Origin of the sequence: Dongia mobilis (assembly GCF_004363235.1) — a bacterium.
In the GTDB taxonomy this organism is placed as follows: Bacteria; Pseudomonadota; Alphaproteobacteria; order Dongiales; family Dongiaceae; genus Dongia; species Dongia mobilis.
Genome location: NZ_SNYW01000008.1, coordinates 277354 through 295492, shown reverse-complemented (window position 1 = coordinate 295492; position 18139 = coordinate 277354). Strand labels below are relative to the sequence as shown.

Genomic DNA, 18139 nt, shown 5'->3' with positions numbered 1-18139 from the left:
TCATCCGGCTTCCAGTGCGGCGCGCACTTTTTCCTCCAGCCGGTCGCCCAGCTTCTGGCCAAGCTCGCCGCCATCGCCGCGGATCTCCTTGGCGAGGACCAGCCGCATGGCATCGACATGCGCCTGGGCGAGATCGAGATCGGCATCGGAGAAAAACGATTTGCGCCGGGTGAGCTGACAGAGCGACTGGCCAAGCCGGGTCATCAGCGGATAGCCGAAGGACGAGCCCTGGCCCTTGATGTTGTGGGCGACCGTATGGATATCGCGGGCATGCTCGGTGCGTCCGTCGCCGCCAGCGGCACGGGCCGCCGCCAGATGCACGGCGCATTTCTCGACATCGGCGCTGGCCCAGGCGGTGTAGCCCTTGGCAAGATCGGCGACGGCGGCCTCGGCCTTCGCCATCATGCGGGCCATGTGGCCGCCTTCCTCCCGCTCGTCGTCTTTTCCGTCGTCGTGTTTTCCGATGCTCATCGGCCCGGCAATTCCAAATCCTTGCTGTCGGGCAATGTAGCTGTTTCGCGCGGGGGTGAACAGAGTCACCACCGCGCGGGGAGGATCATCGCTACAGGCGGCGCGGCAAATAGCGCGCGGTGGCGCCGACCACCAGCATCAGCAGGCCATAGGTGACATAGACCGCCCGCTGGTCGAAATAGTGCAGCAAGGCCGTGAAGACGGCGAAGGGCAGCAGGTTGCCGAGATCGATATAGGTCCGGTAGACCGAGGTCATCTGCGGCCGCTCAAGCGGCCTGACCGCGCGCAGGAACGGGATGTTGCCGAGCGAATCCAGCAGCACGATGAAGACCGCCGCCAGCATCAGCAGCACCCCCACCATGATGGGTGAGTCGAAGAAAAGCGGCACCGCCATGGTGATGAGGCCAGCGCAGAAAAAGGCCACCATGATCGGCCGCCGGATGCCGAAGCGGCGGCCCAGCCAGCCGAAGAAGGGCGAGAGGACGAGCAGCAGGTTGGCGCCGCCGGCCAGCGCCCCGGCCCAGCTGGGATCGACCCCTTGCGCGCTGAAATAGAGCGCCGGATAGACGAAGAAGAGCGACCACCAGCCGGAACGGCAAAAGGCGACCAGCCAGGCGAGGCGCAGGCGCGGCTGGGCGCAAAAGCGGCCGATGCTCTTCAAGGGATTGGGCGGCGGCCGGGTCGCCGCGGCGACCGCCGGGTTCTCGGTCAGACGTAGATAGCCGAAGAAGGCCACGGCAACGAGGGCGGCAGCGAGGCCGAGGGCGGCGACCGCCGCGGGACCCCAGACCTTGTAGAGTTCGATCCCCAGCCAGGGGCCGAGGCCCCAGGGAAGGCAGCCGAGCAGCAGTTTCAATGGTTCGTAGCGCACAAGGTCGCCGCGCGGGATGAAATCCAGCACATAGAGCGTCAGCGCAATGATGCAGGCGGTGCCGGAAAGGGTCCGCATCACCTGGCCGCTCATTTGTCCCAGGGGGTTTTCGAAAGACAGTGCCACCAAAGCGAGGCCACCCAGCACCAGGCCGCCGGAATAGACCCAGCGGCGGCGATAGCGGTGGATCAGCAGCGGCACGCCGAACCCCGCCAGCAGGCCGAATATGGTGACGCCGAAATAGACCGCCGAGACCGCGCCGTCGTCGCCGAAGATCTTCTGCGCCTGCAGCGGCATGACGGTGAGGGCCAAGGACCGCGTGGTCGATTCCAGCATGTAGAGCACGGCAAAGACGATCGCCCCCGGCTTGCGCCGGGAAACCGGGAGGGGCGGGTAATCGACGGCCATGTGGCGCTGGAACTCGGGCGGGAGGGGGCAAAATAAGGGTTGCGGCAACCCGGGAAGATGCTTAACACACCGGCCGTTTGCGCGCCCCAGCGGATGCGGCATGGCTTTCGCGGAAATTCGGCATGGCTGCCGGCCGGACCAGGACGACTGCCCGGGACAACCGCCCGGGACAATCCGCCCGGGACAATCCGCTGGCCTTGCTCCTTGCCTTCCTGCGTCAAAAGCGCGACAAGAAACAAACTTACCGGCAATTCGACGGGACAACATGGCGAAACGCAGCCTGGACGACACCGACCGCAAGCTCATCTCCCTCTTGCGCGGCAATGCCCGCACGCCCACGGCGGCGCTCGGGCGGCAGCTTTCCCTCTCCCGTTCCGCGGTGCAGGAGCGCCTGAAGCGCCTGGAGCGGGATGGCATCATCGCCGGCTATACCCTGGTGGTCGGCAAGGATGGCGAGGCGCCGGGTGTCGGCGCCCATGTCCTGCTTTCGGTCGATCCCAAGGGCCATGACCAGGCAGTCGCGGCCCTCAAGAAGCTGCCGGAGGTACAAAGCGCCTATACCGTCTCCGGTTCCTTTGACGCGGTCGCCATCGTCAGCGCCAGCAACGCCGCCCATCTCGACGAGATACTGACCCGCATCGGCCATCTGCCCGGCGTGCAGCGCACCACCTCCTCGATCCTGCTTTCGACCCTGGTCGAGCGGCATTGATGGTGTCGCCGGACGCGATCGAGGCGGCGGCGCGCCGCCTCCATGGCCATGTCCGGCGCACGCCGGTCATGCCGCTGGAACTGGGTGCCTGCGGGGTCCCCGCCGCCCTCACCTTCAAGCTTGAATTGCTGCAGCACAGCGGCTCGTTCAAGGCACGCGGCGCCTTCAACTCGCTGCTCTCGCAGGACGTGTCGCCGGCCGGGGTCATCGCGGCATCAGGCGGCAATCATGGCGCCGCCGTCGCCTTCGCGGCGCGCGCCCTCGGCCACCGCGCCGAGATCTTCGTTCCCGCCTTGGCCAGCGCCGCCAAGGTCGCGCGGATCGAGAGTTTCGGTGCCACGGTCAACGTGGTTCCCGGCGCCTATGCCGACGCGCTGGCCGCATCGGAAGCCCGTGCCGCGGAAACCGGGGCGCTTGCCATCCATGCCTATGACGCGCCCGCAACCGTGGCGGGACAGGGCACACTTGCCCGCGAACTCGATGCACAGCTGAGCATGTTGGATACCGTGCTGGTGGCGGTTGGCGGCGGCGGTCTCATCGGCGGTGTCGCCGCCTGGTTCCAGGGTCGCGTCAAGGTCGTGGGCGTCGAGCCCGACTCATGCCCGACGCTGCACAGCGCACGCCGGACCGGCCATCCGGTCGATGTGGCGGTGGGTGGCCTGGCCGCGGATTCGCTGGGCGCGAAGCGGGTGGGCGACATCCCCTTTGCCATCGCGCAGGAACATGTCGCCGATGTGGTGCTGGTGCAAGACGAGGCCATCCGCGCTGCGCAGGAATTGCTGTGGCGCGATTTCCGCCTGATGAGCGAACCGGGCGGTGTCACCGCCCTCGCCGCCCTCACGAGCGGCGCCTATCGCCCGGTCCCGGGCGAGAAGATCGCCGTCATCCTGTGCGGCGGCAATGTCGACCCCGCCAGCCTGGGGACGTAGGCGGGAGCAAACCCGAGGGACGGGTAACCCGCCTCAATCCATCGCCAGGGCGGCGAGGTAGGCGGCCAGCTTCTGTTCTTCCGCCACCTGCGGCCCGAGCCCGCCGCCAAGCTTGCCGATGGTGGTGACCTGGCCGGCCGAAAGCAGGATCGCCTTGTCCTGCTCGGCGCTGGAAAATGCGCGGAAGCCGAGGCTGGCCTCCTGGACATCGACCTTTCCCTCCTGCACCAGCACCGTGGTCTCGGCCTTCCTTGCCTCGACGATCCATTGCGTCGAGCGGCTGGCCGCCACGGCGTTGCCGGTGCGGATCGCGAAGCTGGAACCGGCGCCGGACTTGGCCGTGATCGCCTGGATGAGACCCGATTGCAGGTCGAAGGCGGCCTGGCGCGACAGCGTTTCGCGGGTGAAGTTGAATTCGTCGATGGTGATGCGGGTAAGCTCGCCCAGATTGACCTGCGAGCCATCCGCGAAGGCAATGCGCAGGCGGCTCTCGGCCAGCGTGGTGACCACATCGCCCACCATGACCGGGTCCCCGGCAGAGAGGACCGATTGACTGCCGCCGCGATTGATGGAAGCGGACCCCTTGAGTCGCTCGACCGTGCCGATGCCGTCGACTGCCCTGGCGGGTAGAGCCACCAGCAGCGGTATCAGGGCATATCCGCCGGCAAGGGCGAGGCCGCCCAGCAGGGAATGTCGCCGCGAAATGTTGCAATCCTTCATGACGGGTACCTCCCCTGACGGCGGCGACGGGCCCGTCGCCGGTCGCCGCGCCCCGAAAATCATCTGCCATGATAGTGGAGAGCGAGGCGCCGCGCGACCATGACGACGATCACATCGGCGCCATCGGGGCTTACATTCCGGTGCGGGGTTTGCGGCGCGTGAAGCCTGTCAGGCGCGCGCTGGCATCAGGCGATGTTCTCGATATCGGCGTCGGAGAGGTTTCCGGGAACGATGGTGATGGGAATCCTGAGCTTGCCGACCTGCTTGCCGGTGAGCGACGAGATCAGCGGCCCCGGTCCCTTGGGGCCGGTGGCGGCGCCCAGCACCAGGATCGAGATGGCGGGTTCCTCGTCGATCAGCTTCAGTACCTCGTCCTGCCGCTCCCCCTCGCGGAAATAGAGGATGGGAAAGGACTGGGCGTGTTTCTGCACCTCGCCCGCCATCTTCTGCATGATCGCCTCGGCCTGCTGGCGCGCTTCCTCGCGCATCAGGTTGGAGACGCCGACCCATTCCTGGTAGTCGGCCGGTTCCATGACATAGACCATGGCGACGCGGCCGCCGGTGCGGGCGGCGCGGCGGCAGGCATAGCGCAGCGCCACCTTCATCTCCGGCGATTCGTCCACCACCACCAGGAAGACCCGGCCCATTCCGGGCTTGTCCTCGCCCGCCCGGGTTTCCCCGGGCTTGCCGTCGCCGGATTTGGCATTGGTTGCTTCGCTCATCCCCGTCGATCCCTGTTGTGCCCTCGTCAGCCTGACCCTAGCGGCGACGGAAGGCAAGATGCGCCAGCCAGCCGGCGAACAGCGCCACCAGGACGGCGATGACACCATAGGCGGCGCCATGGCGATGGGCAAAGTCATAGATATCGGCACCGAAGCCGATCTTGCTGATCACCAGCGGCGTGGTCTGAACACCCACCACCTTCTGCTCGCGCACCAGATAGACCTCGGCCAGATAGGTGCCGGTCGGCACGCTGGAAGGAACCCGCAGATTGACCCGGAACAGGCGGTCGCCGATGAACAGGATGCGGGCGGGCTGCGGTGCGAACAGGCCGCTGGCCTGCTTGTTGCGGATGAGGGCGGCGGAAAATTCGCCCAGTTCCGGATCGGCGGGATCGACCGGAACGATGCGGATATTGGGAATGCCCATCTGGTAACTGGCGCGCAGCGGCTCGGGCAGCAGGTCCTCGATCGGCTTGGAACTGGCGGTCATATAGACCGCCGGCACATTCTGGAAACCCAGGCTCTTGCGGTTGATCCAGATGCCGGCAACGCGTTCCTTGCGCACCACGTCGACATTGTCGACCGGCCCCTTTACCACAACGATGACGTCGCCCGGCCCGTCGGTGGTGCCGAACAGCAGCACATCGGCACCGGCGAAACCGGTGGTGATGGCGATGAGATGGTCATCGAGATCGGCGATCAGCGGCGCCTGCGCCTGCGCCGGCGGCACGGCGCCCAGCAACGGACCCAGAAGCAGGACCAGCGCGCGGAGCAGCGCCCGCATCAATAGCCACCGATCACGAGGGTGAAGGGATCGGCCGGGGTTGCCACCAGCTCATAGAGCATGCCGCCGGCGGTGACCAGGATCATGATCGCCATCAGGAAGCGCAGTTGCTCGCCCGGCAGCCTGGCGCCGAGGCGCCCGCCCATCTGCGCCCCCACCACGCCGCCGATGGTGAGGATGAGGGCCAGCAGGATGTCGACCGTCTGGTTGTTGTTGGCCTGCCAGAAGGTGACCCAGGACTGCACGAAGATGATCTGGAACAGCGAGGTGCCGACGACGGCGCTGGTCGCCATGCCGAGGAGATAGATCATGGCGGGGACCAGCAGGAAGGCGCCGCCCACACCCATGATGGCCGACATGATGCCGACTACGAAGCCGATCCCGGCCGGCAACAGGGCGCTGATGTAAAGCCGCGACTTCCTGAAGCGCATCTTGAAGGGCAGGCCCTGCGCCCAGTTGTGCTGGTGCAGCTTGGTCGGCAGGCGGTTGGGCCGGCGCGTGCGTGCCAGGGCATTGGCCGATTCGATCGCCATCAGGATGCCGATCGAGGAAAGCGTGATGACATAGGCGACCGCGATGAAGAGATCGATCTGGCCCAGCTCCTTCAGCACGGTGAAGATGATGACGCCGAGGCTGGAGCCGCCGATGCCGCCCGCCAGCATGACGGCACCCATCTTGAAATCGACGTTACCGCGCGCCCAATGGGCCAGCACGCCGGAGACCGAGGAGGCCACCACCTGGTTGGATTGCGTGGCGACGGCGACCGCCGGCGGCACGCCGACGAAGATCAGCAGCGGGGTCAGCAGGAAGCCGCCGCCCACCCCGAACAGGCCCGAAAGCATGCCGACGCCGGCGCCGAGCCCGAGGAGCAGGAAGACATTGAGGGCAACCTCGGCGATCGGCAGATAGATCTGCAGACCGAGGAACCAATCGAGGACGGCGCTCGCCCAGGTCACAATTTCCCCCAGAAGACGGGAGCGTGACCGAAGCCAGGACCAGGATACGCCGCCGTCGCCAATTCGGCCGGATTTGCGGCCCCGCGACTCGGGTGCCGCAACGCCAGGAGGTCACTGTAAATCACTGTGATTCCAAGGGGAAGCTATCCGCGCCGAAATCACGCCGATTTCGCGGAGATTTCATGCGGCGGCTGGCGCTGGCCCCATCGAATCCACTGCCTGCACCCGCCGGCGGCAGGGCCCCGTCACTTGCGCAGGATGTCCTGCAATTCGTCGAGCTGGGCACGGGCCCGGAGCAGATAGAAGCCCTGCTCGGCCAGGTGATTGGGCTGCGCCACCGAACCCGGTTCGCCATTGACGACAAACAGCGGCTGCAGCACGGCGCCCTCCAGCATCGAATCGACCATGCGCTGCCAGATCGTGCTGGCCCCCTTTTCCGCCAGGATCGGCTGGAAATCCCGCCCGAGGGCGCGCAGCAACAGGCCATAGGCGTAGAGCTGGCCCTTGTTGAAATAGAAGATGTCGTCGGCGCCGGTATCGAACCAGGCGGCAGATTCGGCGTCGATCTCCTGGTCGATCTTGTTGGAGGCGGCGCCGAGGTCCTGCGAGATGCGCTCGAGCGTAGAGAGCAGGTTGTCGGCGCGGCGCTCGAACACCGCCTGACCGGCGACCAGACGCGTATTGAAATCGATCAGCGAGCGCATGGCGTCGCGATAGTAATTGTCCGACGGCGTCAGGGGCGCCCAGGACCGGTTGAGGTCGAAATACCAGATGTCCGGCCGCGTATTGATGGCGCTGGCGGCGTTCTGCAGGCCGGGATCGATCGAGGAGGTGCCGCGCGAGCGGCCGATCTGGTCGCGCAGCTCGGTGATGACCCGCTGCAGCGCCTGGATTTCGCCGGCCTGGAAATTCGGCATGTTGTCGAGTACCGCGCCGGGGAAGAACCAGGGATCATTGGACGGCCAGCCGGTCTGGTTCACCTCGCGGTCAATGATGGCGGCCGCCATGGCCACGGCGTTGCTGGCCTCGGCCGGCACCACGCCCGGATTGAAGGCGGGATCGTCATTGATCCGGTGCACCAGGGCGGCACCCACAGGGTAATAGAGCAGCATGACGGCAAGCAGCGCCGAGCCGCCCCAGCGCAACCCCGTCACCCAGCGGCTGCGCTCGCCATCTTCGTGCGGCCGGGACAGGGCAAGCCCGCCGATACGCGGCAGGAAGCGGCGCCAGCCGGTTCGCCGGGTATCATTCCCAGATCGGTCGCCAGCAGGCTGGTCAGCGATGAACTCGTCACTCATGGGCAGGCGGACCCTCGGCTGGTTGCGATGGCAATGCCCCTAGCAGATAGGGAGGCATTGGCATGACCGCAATGTGTGCAGGTGCCGGCCCATCTTCCATCCACTCGGCGTCATGCCGGGGATGACGAGATGGGGTGGCGATCAAGGATGGCTACCCGGCCGGCCATTTTAAGCCGACAGGAAACCGACAACCTCCTCGATCTCCTTGAGGACCGGCTCGGAGAGGGCGCGGGCGCGGGCGGCACCTTGCGACAGCACCGCATCGATCTCGCCCGGATGCGCCAGCAGGCGCTTCATCTCGGCGCCGATCGGCCCAAGGACGGCAACCGCGAGATCGGTCAATTCGCGCTTGAAGGCGGAAAATTCCCTTCCCGCGAACTGGTTGATGACATCGCCGATCTCGCGGTCGGAAAGGGCGGCATAGATCGCCAGCAGGTTATAGGCCTCCGGCCGCGCCGCTTCGGCTTCGGCCGTCACCGCGCCCTTGGCGTCCAGCACTTCCGCGCCCGGCAGCGGCGCCGGGTCGGTCTTTGCCTTGCGCAGCTTGAGGGCGATCGTGTCGGCATCGTCGGTCATGTTGATGCGGGAATAGTCGGAAGGGTCCGATTTCGACATCTTCTTGGTGCCGTCGCGCAAGGACATGACGCGCGCCGCCGGGCCGCCGATGACCGGCGCCGGCGGCACCAGACAATCAACGCCGTAATCATTGTTGAATTTCTGGGCGATGTCGCGGGCGAGTTCCAGATGCTGCTTCTGGTCCTCGCCCACCGGCACATGGGTGGCGCGATAGCCGAGGATGTCGGCCGCCATCAGCACCGGATAGGTGTAGAGGCCGACCGAGGCGTTCTCGCGGTCCTTGCCGGCCTTCTCCTTGAACTGGGTCATGCGGTTGAGCCAGCCCACCCGCGCCACGCAATTGAGGATCCAGGCAAGCTGCGCATGCACCCGGTTCTGGCTCTGGGCGAAGATGATCGAATGGGAGACGTCGATGCCCGACGCCATGAAGGCCGCCGTTACCTCGCGCGTGTTCTGGCGAAGCGCCTGCGGCTCCTGGAACAGCGTGATCGCATGCATGTCGACGACGCAGAAGATGCACTCGAATTCCTTCTGCATGCGCACCCAGTTGCGCACCGCGCCCAAGTAATTGCCCAGATGAAGCGTGTGGGTCGGCTGCACGCCGGAAAAAATGCGGCCCTTCATGATGCGCGGATCCTGAATATTGTCCTGAAAACTGCCCGTTCCGGGCCGGTTTATGGGGCCTAAGCCGTCGTTCCGCAATTGATTTCGATGGCGGCCGCGCAGTGCTTCCGATTTCCCGCCAAGGGCCCGGCAGCTATTGATTTTTGGCAACTCACCCCTACATTGCCAGCTAGCCGCAAGCTTCAGCGGCATTGGATAGAACGGGGAGTGAACGAAAATGGTCACCGGACCGAACCATGAATATGCCACCAGCCGGACGCAGGGCTATGCCAGCGCCCAATCGGCGGCGATCGACGCAGGCCTCCGCGCCCATATGCAGAAGGTCTACGCCTATATGGGCGGTGGCCTGGCGCTCACCGGAATTATTTCCTATCTTGTCGGCAATAACGAGGCGATGCTGGGCCTGATCTATGGTACGCCGCTCGCCTGGGTGGTGATGCTGGCCCCACTGGGCTTTGCCTTGTTCTTCGGCATGCGCATCCATGCCATGAGCATGTCGACCGCCCAGATCCTGTTCTGGGCCTTTGCCGGCATCATGGGGCTCAGCCTCTCCTATATCTTCGCGGTCTACACCACGGCCTCGATCGTGAAGACCTTCTTCATCGCCGCCTCGACCTTCCTGGCCATGAGCCTCTGGGGCTACACGACGAAGAAGGATTTGTCCGGTATGGGCAATTTCCTGATCATGGGCGTGTTCGGCCTGGTCATCGCCATGCTGGTCAATTTGTTCATGCAGTCGAGCGCCCTGGAATTCGCGATCTCGATCATCGGTGTCCTGGTCTTCACCGGCCTTGCCGCCTATGACACGCAGAAGATCAAGGAGTTCTATTGGGAAGCCGACGGCCACGAGGTGGCGACCAAGAAGTCGATCCTCGGCGCCTTCGTCCTCTATATGGACTTCATCAACCTCTTCCTGTTCATGCTGCGCTTCCTCGGCAACCGCGAGTAGGCCGGCTTCAATCAGACCGACGGCGGCACCACCTGGTGCCGCCGTTTTTCTTTGTGCGCAACCAGAAATGAAAATTTGCTAGCCACTTTTCATTGAGTGGCAAACGCGCTACGAGTGAGAGGTGGAACCGACGCCAGGAGCCAATGAGCGCCGGTCCGTGACTTGGGGAGTGCGGCATTCGTGGCAGCAGCAGCGGCGGAGACCGGTTCGTTTGACGTCGAGTTCCGTTCGGTCGCCAGGTATTTCGGCGAGGTTCGAGCGGTCGACGATGTCAGCTTCGCGCTGAAGCGCGGCTCGTTCCATTCCTTCCTCGGCCCCTCGGGCTGCGGCAAGACCACCTCCCTGCGCCTCATCGCCGGGTTCGAACAGCCGAGCGCCGGCTCGATCGAGATCGCCGGGCAATCGGTGGTGGGCGTCCCCGCCTATCGCCGCCCGGTCAACATGGTGTTCCAGCATTACGCGCTGTTCCCGCACATGGATGTCGCGGCCAATGTCGGCTATGGCCTCCGGCAGCGCGTTCCCGGGCGGCCGCGCCTGGCACAAGGCGAAATCGACCGTCGCGTGGCGGAAGCCCTCGAGCTGGTACGCCTGCCGCAACTGGCGAGGCGACGCATCTGGGAATTGTCCGGCGGCCAGCAGCAGCGCGTGGCGCTGGCCCGCGCGCTGGTAAACCGGCCGACCGTGCTGTTGCTGGACGAACCGCTGGCCGCCCTTGACCGCAAGCTTCGCCGCGAGATGCAGATCGAACTGCAGAACCTGCAGCGCGAGGTCGGCATCACCTTTGTCCTGGTGACGCATGACCAGGAGGAAGCGCTCTCGATGTCCGACACGATCGGCATCATGAAGGACGGCAAGGTCGTCCAGCTGGGCAGTCCCGAGGAATTGTACGACGCGCCGGTCAACCGCTATGTCGCCGATTTCGTCGGCGAATCCAATTTCTTCGCCGGGCAGGTGGCGGGCAGCGACAATACCGGCGGCACGCTGGTGACGGCGAGCGGCCTCACGCTGAAGGCGCCGTTCAGCCGCCTGGGTGCGCGCCTCAAGACCGGCGACCGCGCCGTCATCGCGCTGCGGCCGGAGGCGATCGGATTGTGGCGGCCCACTTCCCCGCCGGCCGGCCTCGATGTCGCGCGCCCGGCGCGGCTGACCAATCGCATCTATCTCGGCGACCACAGCGAGTTCCAGGTGGAGGCGGAGGGGCTGGGCCCCGTCCTCGTGCGCCTGCCGAAATCGGCCACCCATGCCCAAGGGCTGGAGCCGGGTGACCAGGTGTTGCTGGGCTGGCAGCACGAGCGCGCGCTGATGCTGGCAGAAAGCTGAGGCGGCAAGGGATATTCCGATGCGCCGATGACGCCGGCGGAAGCAGCGGAAGAACAAGAACCATACCGCGTCATGTCGACGAATCCGGTCGACGAAACTGGGGCCTCACATCATCGAAAGGGAGTCGTTGCTATGACCGATCCACGCAAGGAATTCATCGCCCAGCTGCGCCGCTACCAGATGGGCTCGATCTCGCGCCGGCATTTCCTCGGCGTCACCGGCCTCGGCACCGCCATGGCCGTGCTGGCAGGCGCCGTGCCGGGCCTGCGCCCGCGGCCCACCTTTGCCGCCGGCGAAATCGGCGACAAGGTATCGCTCACCTCATGGCCGAACTATCACGATCAGGCCAATCTCGATGCCTTCGCCGAAATGACCGGCGCCACAGTTGAACTCACCGTGTTCGGCTCGAACGAGGAGATGTATGCCAAGCTGAAGGCCGGCGGCACCGGCTGGGACGTCTTCGTGCCGACCAACTACACGATCCAGAACTATGTCGATGCCGACCTCATCGACCCGCTGGACCTCGCACAGATCCCGAATTACGACCCGGCCTCGCTGACCGATCCGCGCATGACCGAGCCCGGCTCGATCGGCGGCAAGGTCTATGCCGTGCACAAGGATTGGGGCACCACCGGCTTCGTGCAGAACACCAAGGAACTGCCCGACAAGATCACCTCGTGGAAGGAATTCTGGGACATCACCAAGGACAAGGCCTCGGGCCGCGTCATGGTGCATGACTACCAGCTCACCACCATCGGCAATGCGCTCAAGTATTTCGGCTATTCCTTCAACTCGAACGACGAGAAGGAACTGGCCGATGCCGAAAAGCTGCTGATCGAGGCGAAGCCGCATCTCTTTGCCATCAACAGCGACTACCAGCCCTCGATGCGCAATGGCGATGCCTGGATGTCGGTGGCCTGGACCGGCGACGGCAAGCAGCTGCACAAGGACATCCCCGAGATCGTCTATGTGCTGGGCAAGGAAGGCGGCGAGATCTGGTCCGATTTCTACGCCGTCCCGAAGGCGGCGCCCAACAAGAAGGGCGCCTATGCCCTGATCAACTATCTGCTGGACCCGGAAGTGAACACGAAGGAATTGCTGTTCCACGGCTATCCGGTTGCCGACAAGCGGGTCATCGCCAAGCTGCCGCCTGATGTCGCCAACGATCCCATCATGTATCCGGCGGCGGAACTGCTGACCCCGCTGGAATTCGGCGCCAGCGACGTGCTGACCAATCCCTTGCGCGCCGAGATCATGGCGCGGTTCAAATCGGCGTAAGGGCGCGCAATGCGGAGAGAGTGGATTGCCGGGTCAAGCCCGGCAATGACGGGTTTTTCTGTGACCGTCATGCCCGGGCTTGACCCGGGCAACCACTCTTGCCGCTGCAGGATGTTTCCATGACCGATTCCGCCGTCATCCAGGAACGTTCGCGCCGCCGCTGGGCCTATGTCCTGCTGGCGCCGAGTGCGTTCTGGTATCTGGCGCTGCTGGTGCTGCCGCTCATCGTCGTCCTGGTTTATTCCGTCGGCGAACGGGCGGAGACGGGCGGCTACCAGGCGGCCTTCACGTTCGACAACTACCTCAACCTCGGTGCCCGCTGGACCGCGTTCCAGAACACGCTGACCCTGGCCCCGGCGGGGACCCTCATCTGCCTGCTGGCCGGATATCCGCTGGCCTATTATCTCGCGGTGAAGGCCAGTCCGAAGACGCGGCTCTTCCTCCTCATCCTGGTGGTGGTGCCGTTCTGGACCAGCTTTCTCATCCGCACCTATGCCTGGATGTTCATCCTGGGGGGACGCGGCCTGCCGCAGCTCCTCGACTATATCGGCATCGAGGGTGTGCGCCTCATCAACACGCCCTTGGCCGTACTGGTCGGCATTGTCTATGGCTATCTGCCGTTGATGGTCTTCCCGATCTTCGTCAGCCTGGAGAAGCTCGACAAGCGCCTGCTGGAGGCTTCGGAGGATCTGGGGGCGGCCCCCTTCGCCACCTTCCGCCAGGTGACACTGCCGCTCTCCGCCCCCGGCGTCATCACCGGCTGCATGCTGGTCTTCATCCTGTTGATGGGCGAATACCTCATTCCGCAGATGCTGGGTGGCGGCAAGGTGTTCTTCATCGGCAATGCCCTGGTCGATCTGTTCCTGCAGAGCCTCAACTGGCCGTTCGGCTCGGCCTGCGCCATGGCCCTCGTCGTCATCATGGTGGTGACGGTGACGCTTTACCTCAAGGCGACGCGCGGCACCGGTGGCCGCGACGTCTCGCTGATGTAGGGGGTGCGGGCCATGCTGCGCGGATATGCGGCCTTCGTCTATCTTTTCCTCTATGCGCCGATCGCTCTCATCGTGCTGTTCAGCTTCAACAGCGGCAACAACGCGTCGGATTTCCAGGGCTTTGCCTTCAGCTGGTATGTCAAGGCGGCGAACAACAAGCTGATGCTGGGGGCGCTCAAGAACAGTCTTGTCGTTGCCGCGACCAGCGCCACCCTTGCCACCGTCATGGGCACCATGGCGGCGCTGGCGCTGCAAGGCGTCAGGGGCCCCTTGCGCACGATCTTCGACGGCCTTACCTATGTCGCCATCATGGTGCCGGGCATTGTCATCGGCATTGCGACCCTCATCGCGCTCGTCACCACCTTCGATGCCGCCAATGCGCTGATCGCCGGAATCTGGCCGGGCGAGGCGCCGCCGAAACTCGGCCTCGGCTATGGCTCGATCATTGCCGCCCACACGCTCTTCGCCATGGCCCTTGTCATCGTCATCGTGCGGGCGCGCATCGCCGGCATGGACCGCTCCCTCATCGAGGCCTCGGCCGATCTCTATGCCGATCCCGTCGCCACCTTCCGCCAGGTGACCCTGCCGCAGCTGATGCCGGGCATCGTCGCCGGCTTCCTGCTCTCCTTCACTTTCAGCTTCGACGATTTCGTGATCGCCTTCTTCGTCGCCGGCTCGCAGCAGACACTGCCCATCTATGTCTTCTCGTCGATCCGCCGCGGCGTCACTCCGGAGATCAACGCCATCGGCACCGCCGTCATGCTGTTCTCGCTGACCGCCCTCATCACGGCGCAGGTCCTGCTGCGCCGGGGCAGGAAGCCGGCAGGGTGAGCGGGGGGCGCCACTTAGCATTGTCATGCCCCGGCTTGGCCGGGGCATCCACGACTTGTCACCTTCGGTTGGCAAAAAACTCGTGGATGGCCCGCCTGCGCGGGCCATGACAGTATAGAAGAAAGTCGCTACTGAGATCGTCAAACGAAGGATCATCCATGTACACGCTCTACTGGTCGCACAATTCCGCCTCGATCGCGGCGCATTACTGCCTGGAGGAATCGGGAGCGAAATACGATGCCGTGCTCATCGACATGAGCAAGGAACAGCACAAGCAGGCCGACTATCTGAAGATCAACCCGGCCGGAAAGCTGCCGGCGCTGAAGCTGCCTGATGGCAGCGTCATCAGCGAATGCGCGGCGATCTCGCTGCTCATCGCCGACCGCTTTCCGCAAGCGGGCCTCTCCCCGGCAGCTGACGACCCGAAGCGTGGCGCATTCCTCATGTGGCTCTTCCACCTCAACAACACGCTGCAGCCGGCCATGCTGCGCTTCTATTATCCAGACCGCATCACCACCGAGGCGAACGGGCTTGCCGGCGTGCAGGCTTCCGCCCAAGCCGAGATCGAGAAGCTGTGGGCGCGGATCGACGCGCATTTGGCCAAGAACGGCCCCTTCCTGCTGGGCGAGCGCTTCTCGGCCGCCGATGCGCTCTGCTTCATGCTCTCCACCTGGCAGGATTGCTGTCCCGACACCTATAAGCGCTTCCCCCATCTGAAGCGCCTTGCCGAGAAGGTCCGCGCCCGCCCCGCCATCGCCCGCGTGGCCGAATTCAACCATGTGGGGCCGGTCGCGGCGTGACGGCGGAGCGCCCTGTCCCCGGGCAGAGCCCGGCGAGACGACAGCCTCGCGAAACCTATCTTCAGCAGCCCAGTCGGCGAAATCCCGGCTGGGCAATGCTGAGGGAACAGTTGCGTCAACTATTTTCCTTGCTGACCTTGCTTGCAGCAGGTGCGATCGGCTTCGGTTTGGGCGTGGTCATCAACTTGGCACTTGGCCTTGATGACATCGGTTACGCGTTCATTCCGGCCGGAGCCGCGTCCATACTGACGTTCTGGTACCGCGAACTCCGTCTTCCCGGCATTCGAGAGACGAGGCAGAGCGACGTCATTCTGGAGCTGGCCGGCAGCCCGGCCAACAACCTCGTCTTCAATGATGGCAGCAAGGGCGGATTCTCGCCCAAGGGCGCTATCTGGTTGAGGAATCGGGGCATTGCCATCGGATTTGATCCGATGCATCAACTGGCTCGCTTCGTTGTTTCAGATCGAGCGACCGCGAACGGAATAGACTTGGATTGGGTCTTCGGTCTCGAAACACTTGAGCAGATGGCGGTTCAGGAAGTTGCCGACAAGGCCTGGGACAATCGCTTGCGTCGCGTCTTTGGCTTACAGCCGAAGACCATGATGGTGCTTCTGGAGCGTGACCGCGACGGCCGTGAAGTCGAGTTGCCCATCTTTCCGGCACATGTCGACAGGGCCAGGGATTTGGTTCGCCAGATCAATTTTCACCGCGCAACATCGTCCGGGTTTCAGGCATGACCGATCCACGCGCGGTTCTCGATTTCTGGTTCTCGGACCGGGCCCGCAAGGTCTGGTTCGAACGGGACCGCGAGTTCGATGCCGAGATCGCCCGGCGCTTCGGCGCGGCGGTGCATGGGGCACAGCAGGGGGCGTTCGAGGATTGGCGGCAATCGCCCGATGGCTGCCTTGCCCTTCTCCTCCTGCTCGACCAGATGGCCCGCAATATATACCGGGGCGAGGCGAAGGCGTTCCTGGGCGATGCACGGGCGCGGCTGATCGCGGATGATGCCCTGCGCCAGGGCTTCGACCGGATGCTGCCCTTTGACCGGCGGCATTTCCTCTATCTTCCTTTCGAGCATAGCGAGGCGCTGGCCGATCAGGAGCGTGCCGTCGAGTTGTTCACGCGGCACCTTGCCGAGGCACCACCGGAATCGAAGGCCTTCGCCGAGATCCAGCTGGATTATGCCCATCGCCATCGCGACGTGGTCCGGCGGGCGGGTCGCTTTCCGGGCCGCAACGCCGCCCTGGGTCGGGAAACCACGGAAGCCGAGCAGGCAGTTCTCGCCGATCCCAAATTGCAGTTCTGACATGCGCATCGCGCCGCCCAAGCTGGCCATGGCGCCCGCTTTTCGGTAGATTGCGAACCAGCAACACCGCATTGGACCGGGATAGATGCGCCTTCTCCTGCTTGCCACCGCCGCCCTGCTGCTGGCGACCCCAGTTCTTCAAGCGACGCCGGCACGGGCCGATTACAAGATGGCGGAGGAGAAGCTGCAGGCGGGTGACGTCGCCGGAGCCATGCCGCTGCTGGCCGAGGAAGCGAAGCTGGGCAACCCGGTGGCGGCCTTCAACCTCGCCAAGATCTATGAGGACGGCTCGGGCGGGGTCCAGGATTTCACCCAGGCCGCGACCTATTACAAGATCGCCGCCGAAATCGACACGGCACCGCGCTATAACGGCGCTGCCCTCGGCCCGCAGGGCTCGGAATTGATTGCGGCGGCACAGAAATACGGCCAGTTCGCCCTAGGTCGCCTCTATGAAACCGGCCAGGGTGTGCCGCGCGATCCCCGGGAAGCCGTCTTCTGGTACACCCGCGCCGCCGATCTCGGCCTGCAACAGGCGATGCTCAAGCTGGCCGTGATCTATCAGGAGGGATTGCCCGGGACCGATGGCGATGCCGGCATCGCCGCCGATGCGGCCAAGGCGGTGCCGTGGCTGGAACAGGCGGCCGGCCTCGGCAATGTCGCCGCCATGAACGAGTTGGGCCGCGCCTATCTCGCCGGCGACGGTGTCCTGGCCAATGCGCGCATCGCCGCCGAGTGGTTCCAGAAGGCATCTGATGCCGGCAGCCTGACAGCGGATTATTCGCTGGGCTCGATCTATCGCGTGGGCTTTGCCGGCCAGCCGGATTTTATCCGCGCCGTGCGGCATTTCGAGCGTGCCGCCAATGGCAAGGAATCCGCCTCCATGGTGGCGCTGGGCGATCTCTACGCCAACGGCCAAGGGGTGCCGCTGGACAAGGTGCAGGCGCTGACCTGGTACAAGCTGGCCGCCCTCTATGGCCAGCCGGAAGGCGGCAAGCGGGGCGAGATGCTGGCCGCCGGCATGACGCCGGAGGAACAGGCGCAGGCCAAGCGCCGCGCCGAGACCTGGATGCCCAGCGGCGACGCGCAGCAGCCGGTGGCCACGGCGCAACCAAATGCCGGTGGGGTACCGCTGCATACCGGCGCCGAGATCGTGCCGCCGGACGGCGGCATGGCGCCGGCCACGGCGCCCGGAATTGCAACGCCGACGCCCGGGGTCGCAACGCCTGCGCCAGCCATGCCCGATATCGTTGCTCCGGATTCCAATCTGGCGGCACCCGACATGGCCGCGCCGCCCGTGGCCGAACCGACGCCACCCGCGCCACTGCCCGCCAGCACACCGACGGCGCTGGAATGGGTGGCGCCAGTGGTTGAGGCCCCCGCAGTCCAAGCCCCCGCAGCCCAGTCTCCGGCGGTTCAAGCTCCGGCTGCGCAGACTCAGGCACCGGCGGTGCCGGCGGCACCAGCGGCTGAGCCGTTGCTTGATAATCAGCCCTTCGACCCCTTCGCCCAGGACCCCTTCAACCTGCAGCAACTGACCCCGCAATTGCCTGGCGGGGCGCCGACGGGAGCGAAGCCCTACATTCCGCCGCCCTGAA

General features: G+C 65.1%; 19 protein-coding genes. 11 read left to right on the top strand and 8 right to left on the bottom strand.

Going from position 1 to position 18139, the window contains the following annotated elements; all coding sequences use genetic code 11:
- Positions 1-471: a hypothetical protein gene (locus tag A8950_RS10055; protein WP_133613512.1), complete on the bottom strand. Its 471-nt coding sequence runs from the start codon at positions 469-471 to the stop codon at positions 1-3.
- Positions 472-562: 91 nt separating this feature from the next.
- Complete coding sequence (locus tag A8950_RS10050; protein WP_166645102.1) at positions 563-1750, bottom strand: MFS transporter; 1188 nt, start codon at positions 1748-1750, stop codon at positions 563-565.
- Positions 1751-2015: 265 nt separating this feature from the next.
- On the opposite strand from A8950_RS10050, the gene A8950_RS10045 reads away from it, so the two are divergent.
- Positions 2016-2459 (top strand): Lrp/AsnC family transcriptional regulator, encoded by a 444-nt coding sequence (locus tag A8950_RS10045; RefSeq protein WP_243735599.1) that lies wholly within the window; start codon positions 2016-2018, stop codon positions 2457-2459.
- Complete coding sequence (locus A8950_RS10040) at positions 2459-3388, top strand: threonine/serine dehydratase (RefSeq protein WP_133613510.1); 930 nt, start codon at positions 2459-2461, stop codon at positions 3386-3388. The genes A8950_RS10045 and A8950_RS10040 overlap by 1 nt, the downstream gene beginning before the upstream one ends.
- A gap of 33 nt (positions 3389-3421) precedes the next feature.
- Here A8950_RS10040 and A8950_RS10035 read toward each other — a convergent pair whose 3' ends face one another.
- The 6 genes from A8950_RS10035 to trpS all read right to left on the bottom strand — a co-directional run bounded on the left by A8950_RS10035 (position 3422) and on the right by trpS (position 9068).
- A complete protein-coding gene (locus tag A8950_RS10035; RefSeq protein WP_166645101.1) occupies positions 3422-4108 on the bottom strand; it encodes a FecR family protein in 687 nt (228 codons plus the stop codon).
- Between the two features lie 185 nt (positions 4109-4293).
- Positions 4294-4830: a universal stress protein gene (locus A8950_RS10030; protein WP_243735598.1), complete on the bottom strand. Its 537-nt coding sequence runs from the start codon at positions 4828-4830 to the stop codon at positions 4294-4296.
- Between the two features lie 37 nt (positions 4831-4867).
- Entirely contained in the window at positions 4868-5614 is a 747-nt protein-coding gene (locus tag A8950_RS10025; protein ID WP_133613508.1) for a TIGR02186 family protein, read from the bottom strand.
- Positions 5614-6531 (bottom strand): sulfite exporter TauE/SafE family protein, encoded by a 918-nt coding sequence (locus A8950_RS10020; protein ID WP_133613849.1) that lies wholly within the window; start codon positions 6529-6531, stop codon positions 5614-5616. Before A8950_RS10020 ends, A8950_RS10025 begins: the two co-directional genes overlap by 1 nt.
- A gap of 284 nt (positions 6532-6815) precedes the next feature.
- On the bottom strand, positions 6816-7868 hold the full coding sequence (locus A8950_RS10015; protein ID WP_133613507.1) for a DUF2333 family protein: 1053 nt from the start codon (positions 7866-7868) through the stop codon (positions 6816-6818).
- A gap of 168 nt (positions 7869-8036) precedes the next feature.
- Complete coding sequence (gene trpS / locus A8950_RS10010; RefSeq protein ID WP_133613506.1) at positions 8037-9068, bottom strand: tryptophan--tRNA ligase; 1032 nt, start codon at positions 9066-9068, stop codon at positions 8037-8039.
- A 217-nt stretch (positions 9069-9285) separates the two neighbouring features.
- On the opposite strand from trpS, the gene A8950_RS10005 reads away from it, so the two are divergent.
- The 9 genes from A8950_RS10005 to A8950_RS09965 all read left to right on the top strand — a co-directional run bounded on the left by A8950_RS10005 (position 9286) and on the right by A8950_RS09965 (position 18138).
- Positions 9286-10017, top strand: coding sequence for a Bax inhibitor-1/YccA family protein (locus A8950_RS10005; RefSeq protein ID WP_133613505.1), 732 nt, complete (start codon positions 9286-9288; stop codon positions 10015-10017).
- Positions 10018-10197: 180 nt separating this feature from the next.
- Positions 10198-11337 carry an ABC transporter ATP-binding protein gene (locus A8950_RS10000; protein ID WP_133613504.1) on the top strand — a complete coding sequence of 380 codons (1140 nt, stop codon included), beginning with the start codon at positions 10198-10200 and terminating at the stop codon, positions 11335-11337.
- Positions 11338-11469: 132 nt separating this feature from the next.
- Positions 11470-12615 (top strand): ABC transporter substrate-binding protein, encoded by a 1146-nt coding sequence (locus tag A8950_RS09995; protein WP_133613503.1) that lies wholly within the window; start codon positions 11470-11472, stop codon positions 12613-12615.
- Between the two features lie 119 nt (positions 12616-12734).
- Positions 12735-13607 (top strand): ABC transporter permease, encoded by an 873-nt coding sequence (locus A8950_RS09990; RefSeq protein WP_133613502.1) that lies wholly within the window; start codon positions 12735-12737, stop codon positions 13605-13607.
- A 12-nt stretch (positions 13608-13619) separates the two neighbouring features.
- Entirely contained in the window at positions 13620-14438 is an 819-nt protein-coding gene (locus A8950_RS09985; protein WP_166645100.1) for an ABC transporter permease, read from the top strand.
- Positions 14439-14596: 158 nt separating this feature from the next.
- Positions 14597-15238 carry a glutathione S-transferase family protein gene (locus A8950_RS09980; protein ID WP_133613501.1) on the top strand — a complete coding sequence of 214 codons (642 nt, stop codon included), beginning with the start codon at positions 14597-14599 and terminating at the stop codon, positions 15236-15238.
- A gap of 95 nt (positions 15239-15333) precedes the next feature.
- Complete coding sequence (locus A8950_RS09975; RefSeq protein ID WP_133613500.1) at positions 15334-15975, top strand: hypothetical protein; 642 nt, start codon at positions 15334-15336, stop codon at positions 15973-15975.
- The gene (locus tag A8950_RS09970; RefSeq protein ID WP_133613499.1) at positions 15972-16544 is read left to right on the top strand and encodes a DUF924 family protein; all 573 of its coding nucleotides are present in this window, start codon (positions 15972-15974) and stop codon (positions 16542-16544) included. The genes A8950_RS09975 and A8950_RS09970 overlap by 4 nt, the downstream gene beginning before the upstream one ends.
- Before the next feature lie 85 nt (positions 16545-16629).
- A complete protein-coding gene (locus A8950_RS09965) occupies positions 16630-18138 on the top strand; it encodes a tetratricopeptide repeat protein (protein WP_133613498.1) in 1509 nt (502 codons plus the stop codon).
- Position 18139: the final 1 nt, after the last annotated feature.

Bases quoted from the DNA above. Each gene is read 5' to 3' on its own strand.
- A8950_RS10055 (WP_133613512.1), bottom strand. From the start codon at position 471: ATGAGCATCGGAAAACACGACGACGGAAAAGACGACGAGCGGGAGGAA.
- A8950_RS10050 (WP_166645102.1), bottom strand. From the start codon at position 1,750: ATGGCCGTCGATTACCCGCCCCTCCCGGTTTCCCGGCGCAAGCCGGGG.
- A8950_RS10045 (WP_243735599.1), top strand. From the start codon at position 2,016: ATGGCGAAACGCAGCCTGGACGACACCGACCGCAAGCTCATCTCCCTC.
- A8950_RS10040 (WP_133613510.1), top strand. From the start codon at position 2,459: ATGGTGTCGCCGGACGCGATCGAGGCGGCGGCGCGCCGCCTCCATGGC.
- A8950_RS10035 (WP_166645101.1), bottom strand. From the start codon at position 4,108: ATGAAGGATTGCAACATTTCGCGGCGACATTCCCTGCTGGGCGGCCTC.
- A8950_RS10030 (WP_243735598.1), bottom strand. From the start codon at position 4,830: ATGAGCGAAGCAACCAATGCCAAATCCGGCGACGGCAAGCCCGGGGAA.
- A8950_RS10025 (WP_133613508.1), bottom strand. From the start codon at position 5,614: ATGCGGGCGCTGCTCCGCGCGCTGGTCCTGCTTCTGGGTCCGTTGCTG.
- A8950_RS10015 (WP_133613507.1), bottom strand. From the start codon at position 7,868: ATGAGTGACGAGTTCATCGCTGACCAGCCTGCTGGCGACCGATCTGGG.
- trpS (WP_133613506.1), bottom strand. From the start codon at position 9,068: ATGAAGGGCCGCATTTTTTCCGGCGTGCAGCCGACCCACACGCTTCAT.
- A8950_RS10005 (WP_133613505.1), top strand. From the start codon at position 9,286: ATGGTCACCGGACCGAACCATGAATATGCCACCAGCCGGACGCAGGGC.
- A8950_RS09995 (WP_133613503.1), top strand. From the start codon at position 11,470: ATGACCGATCCACGCAAGGAATTCATCGCCCAGCTGCGCCGCTACCAG.
- A8950_RS09990 (WP_133613502.1), top strand. From the start codon at position 12,735: ATGACCGATTCCGCCGTCATCCAGGAACGTTCGCGCCGCCGCTGGGCC.
- A8950_RS09985 (WP_166645100.1), top strand. From the start codon at position 13,620: ATGCTGCGCGGATATGCGGCCTTCGTCTATCTTTTCCTCTATGCGCCG.
- A8950_RS09980 (WP_133613501.1), top strand. From the start codon at position 14,597: ATGTACACGCTCTACTGGTCGCACAATTCCGCCTCGATCGCGGCGCAT.
- A8950_RS09975 (WP_133613500.1), top strand. From the start codon at position 15,334: ATGCTGAGGGAACAGTTGCGTCAACTATTTTCCTTGCTGACCTTGCTT.
- A8950_RS09970 (WP_133613499.1), top strand. From the start codon at position 15,972: ATGACCGATCCACGCGCGGTTCTCGATTTCTGGTTCTCGGACCGGGCC.
- A8950_RS09965 (WP_133613498.1), top strand. From the start codon at position 16,630: ATGCGCCTTCTCCTGCTTGCCACCGCCGCCCTGCTGCTGGCGACCCCA.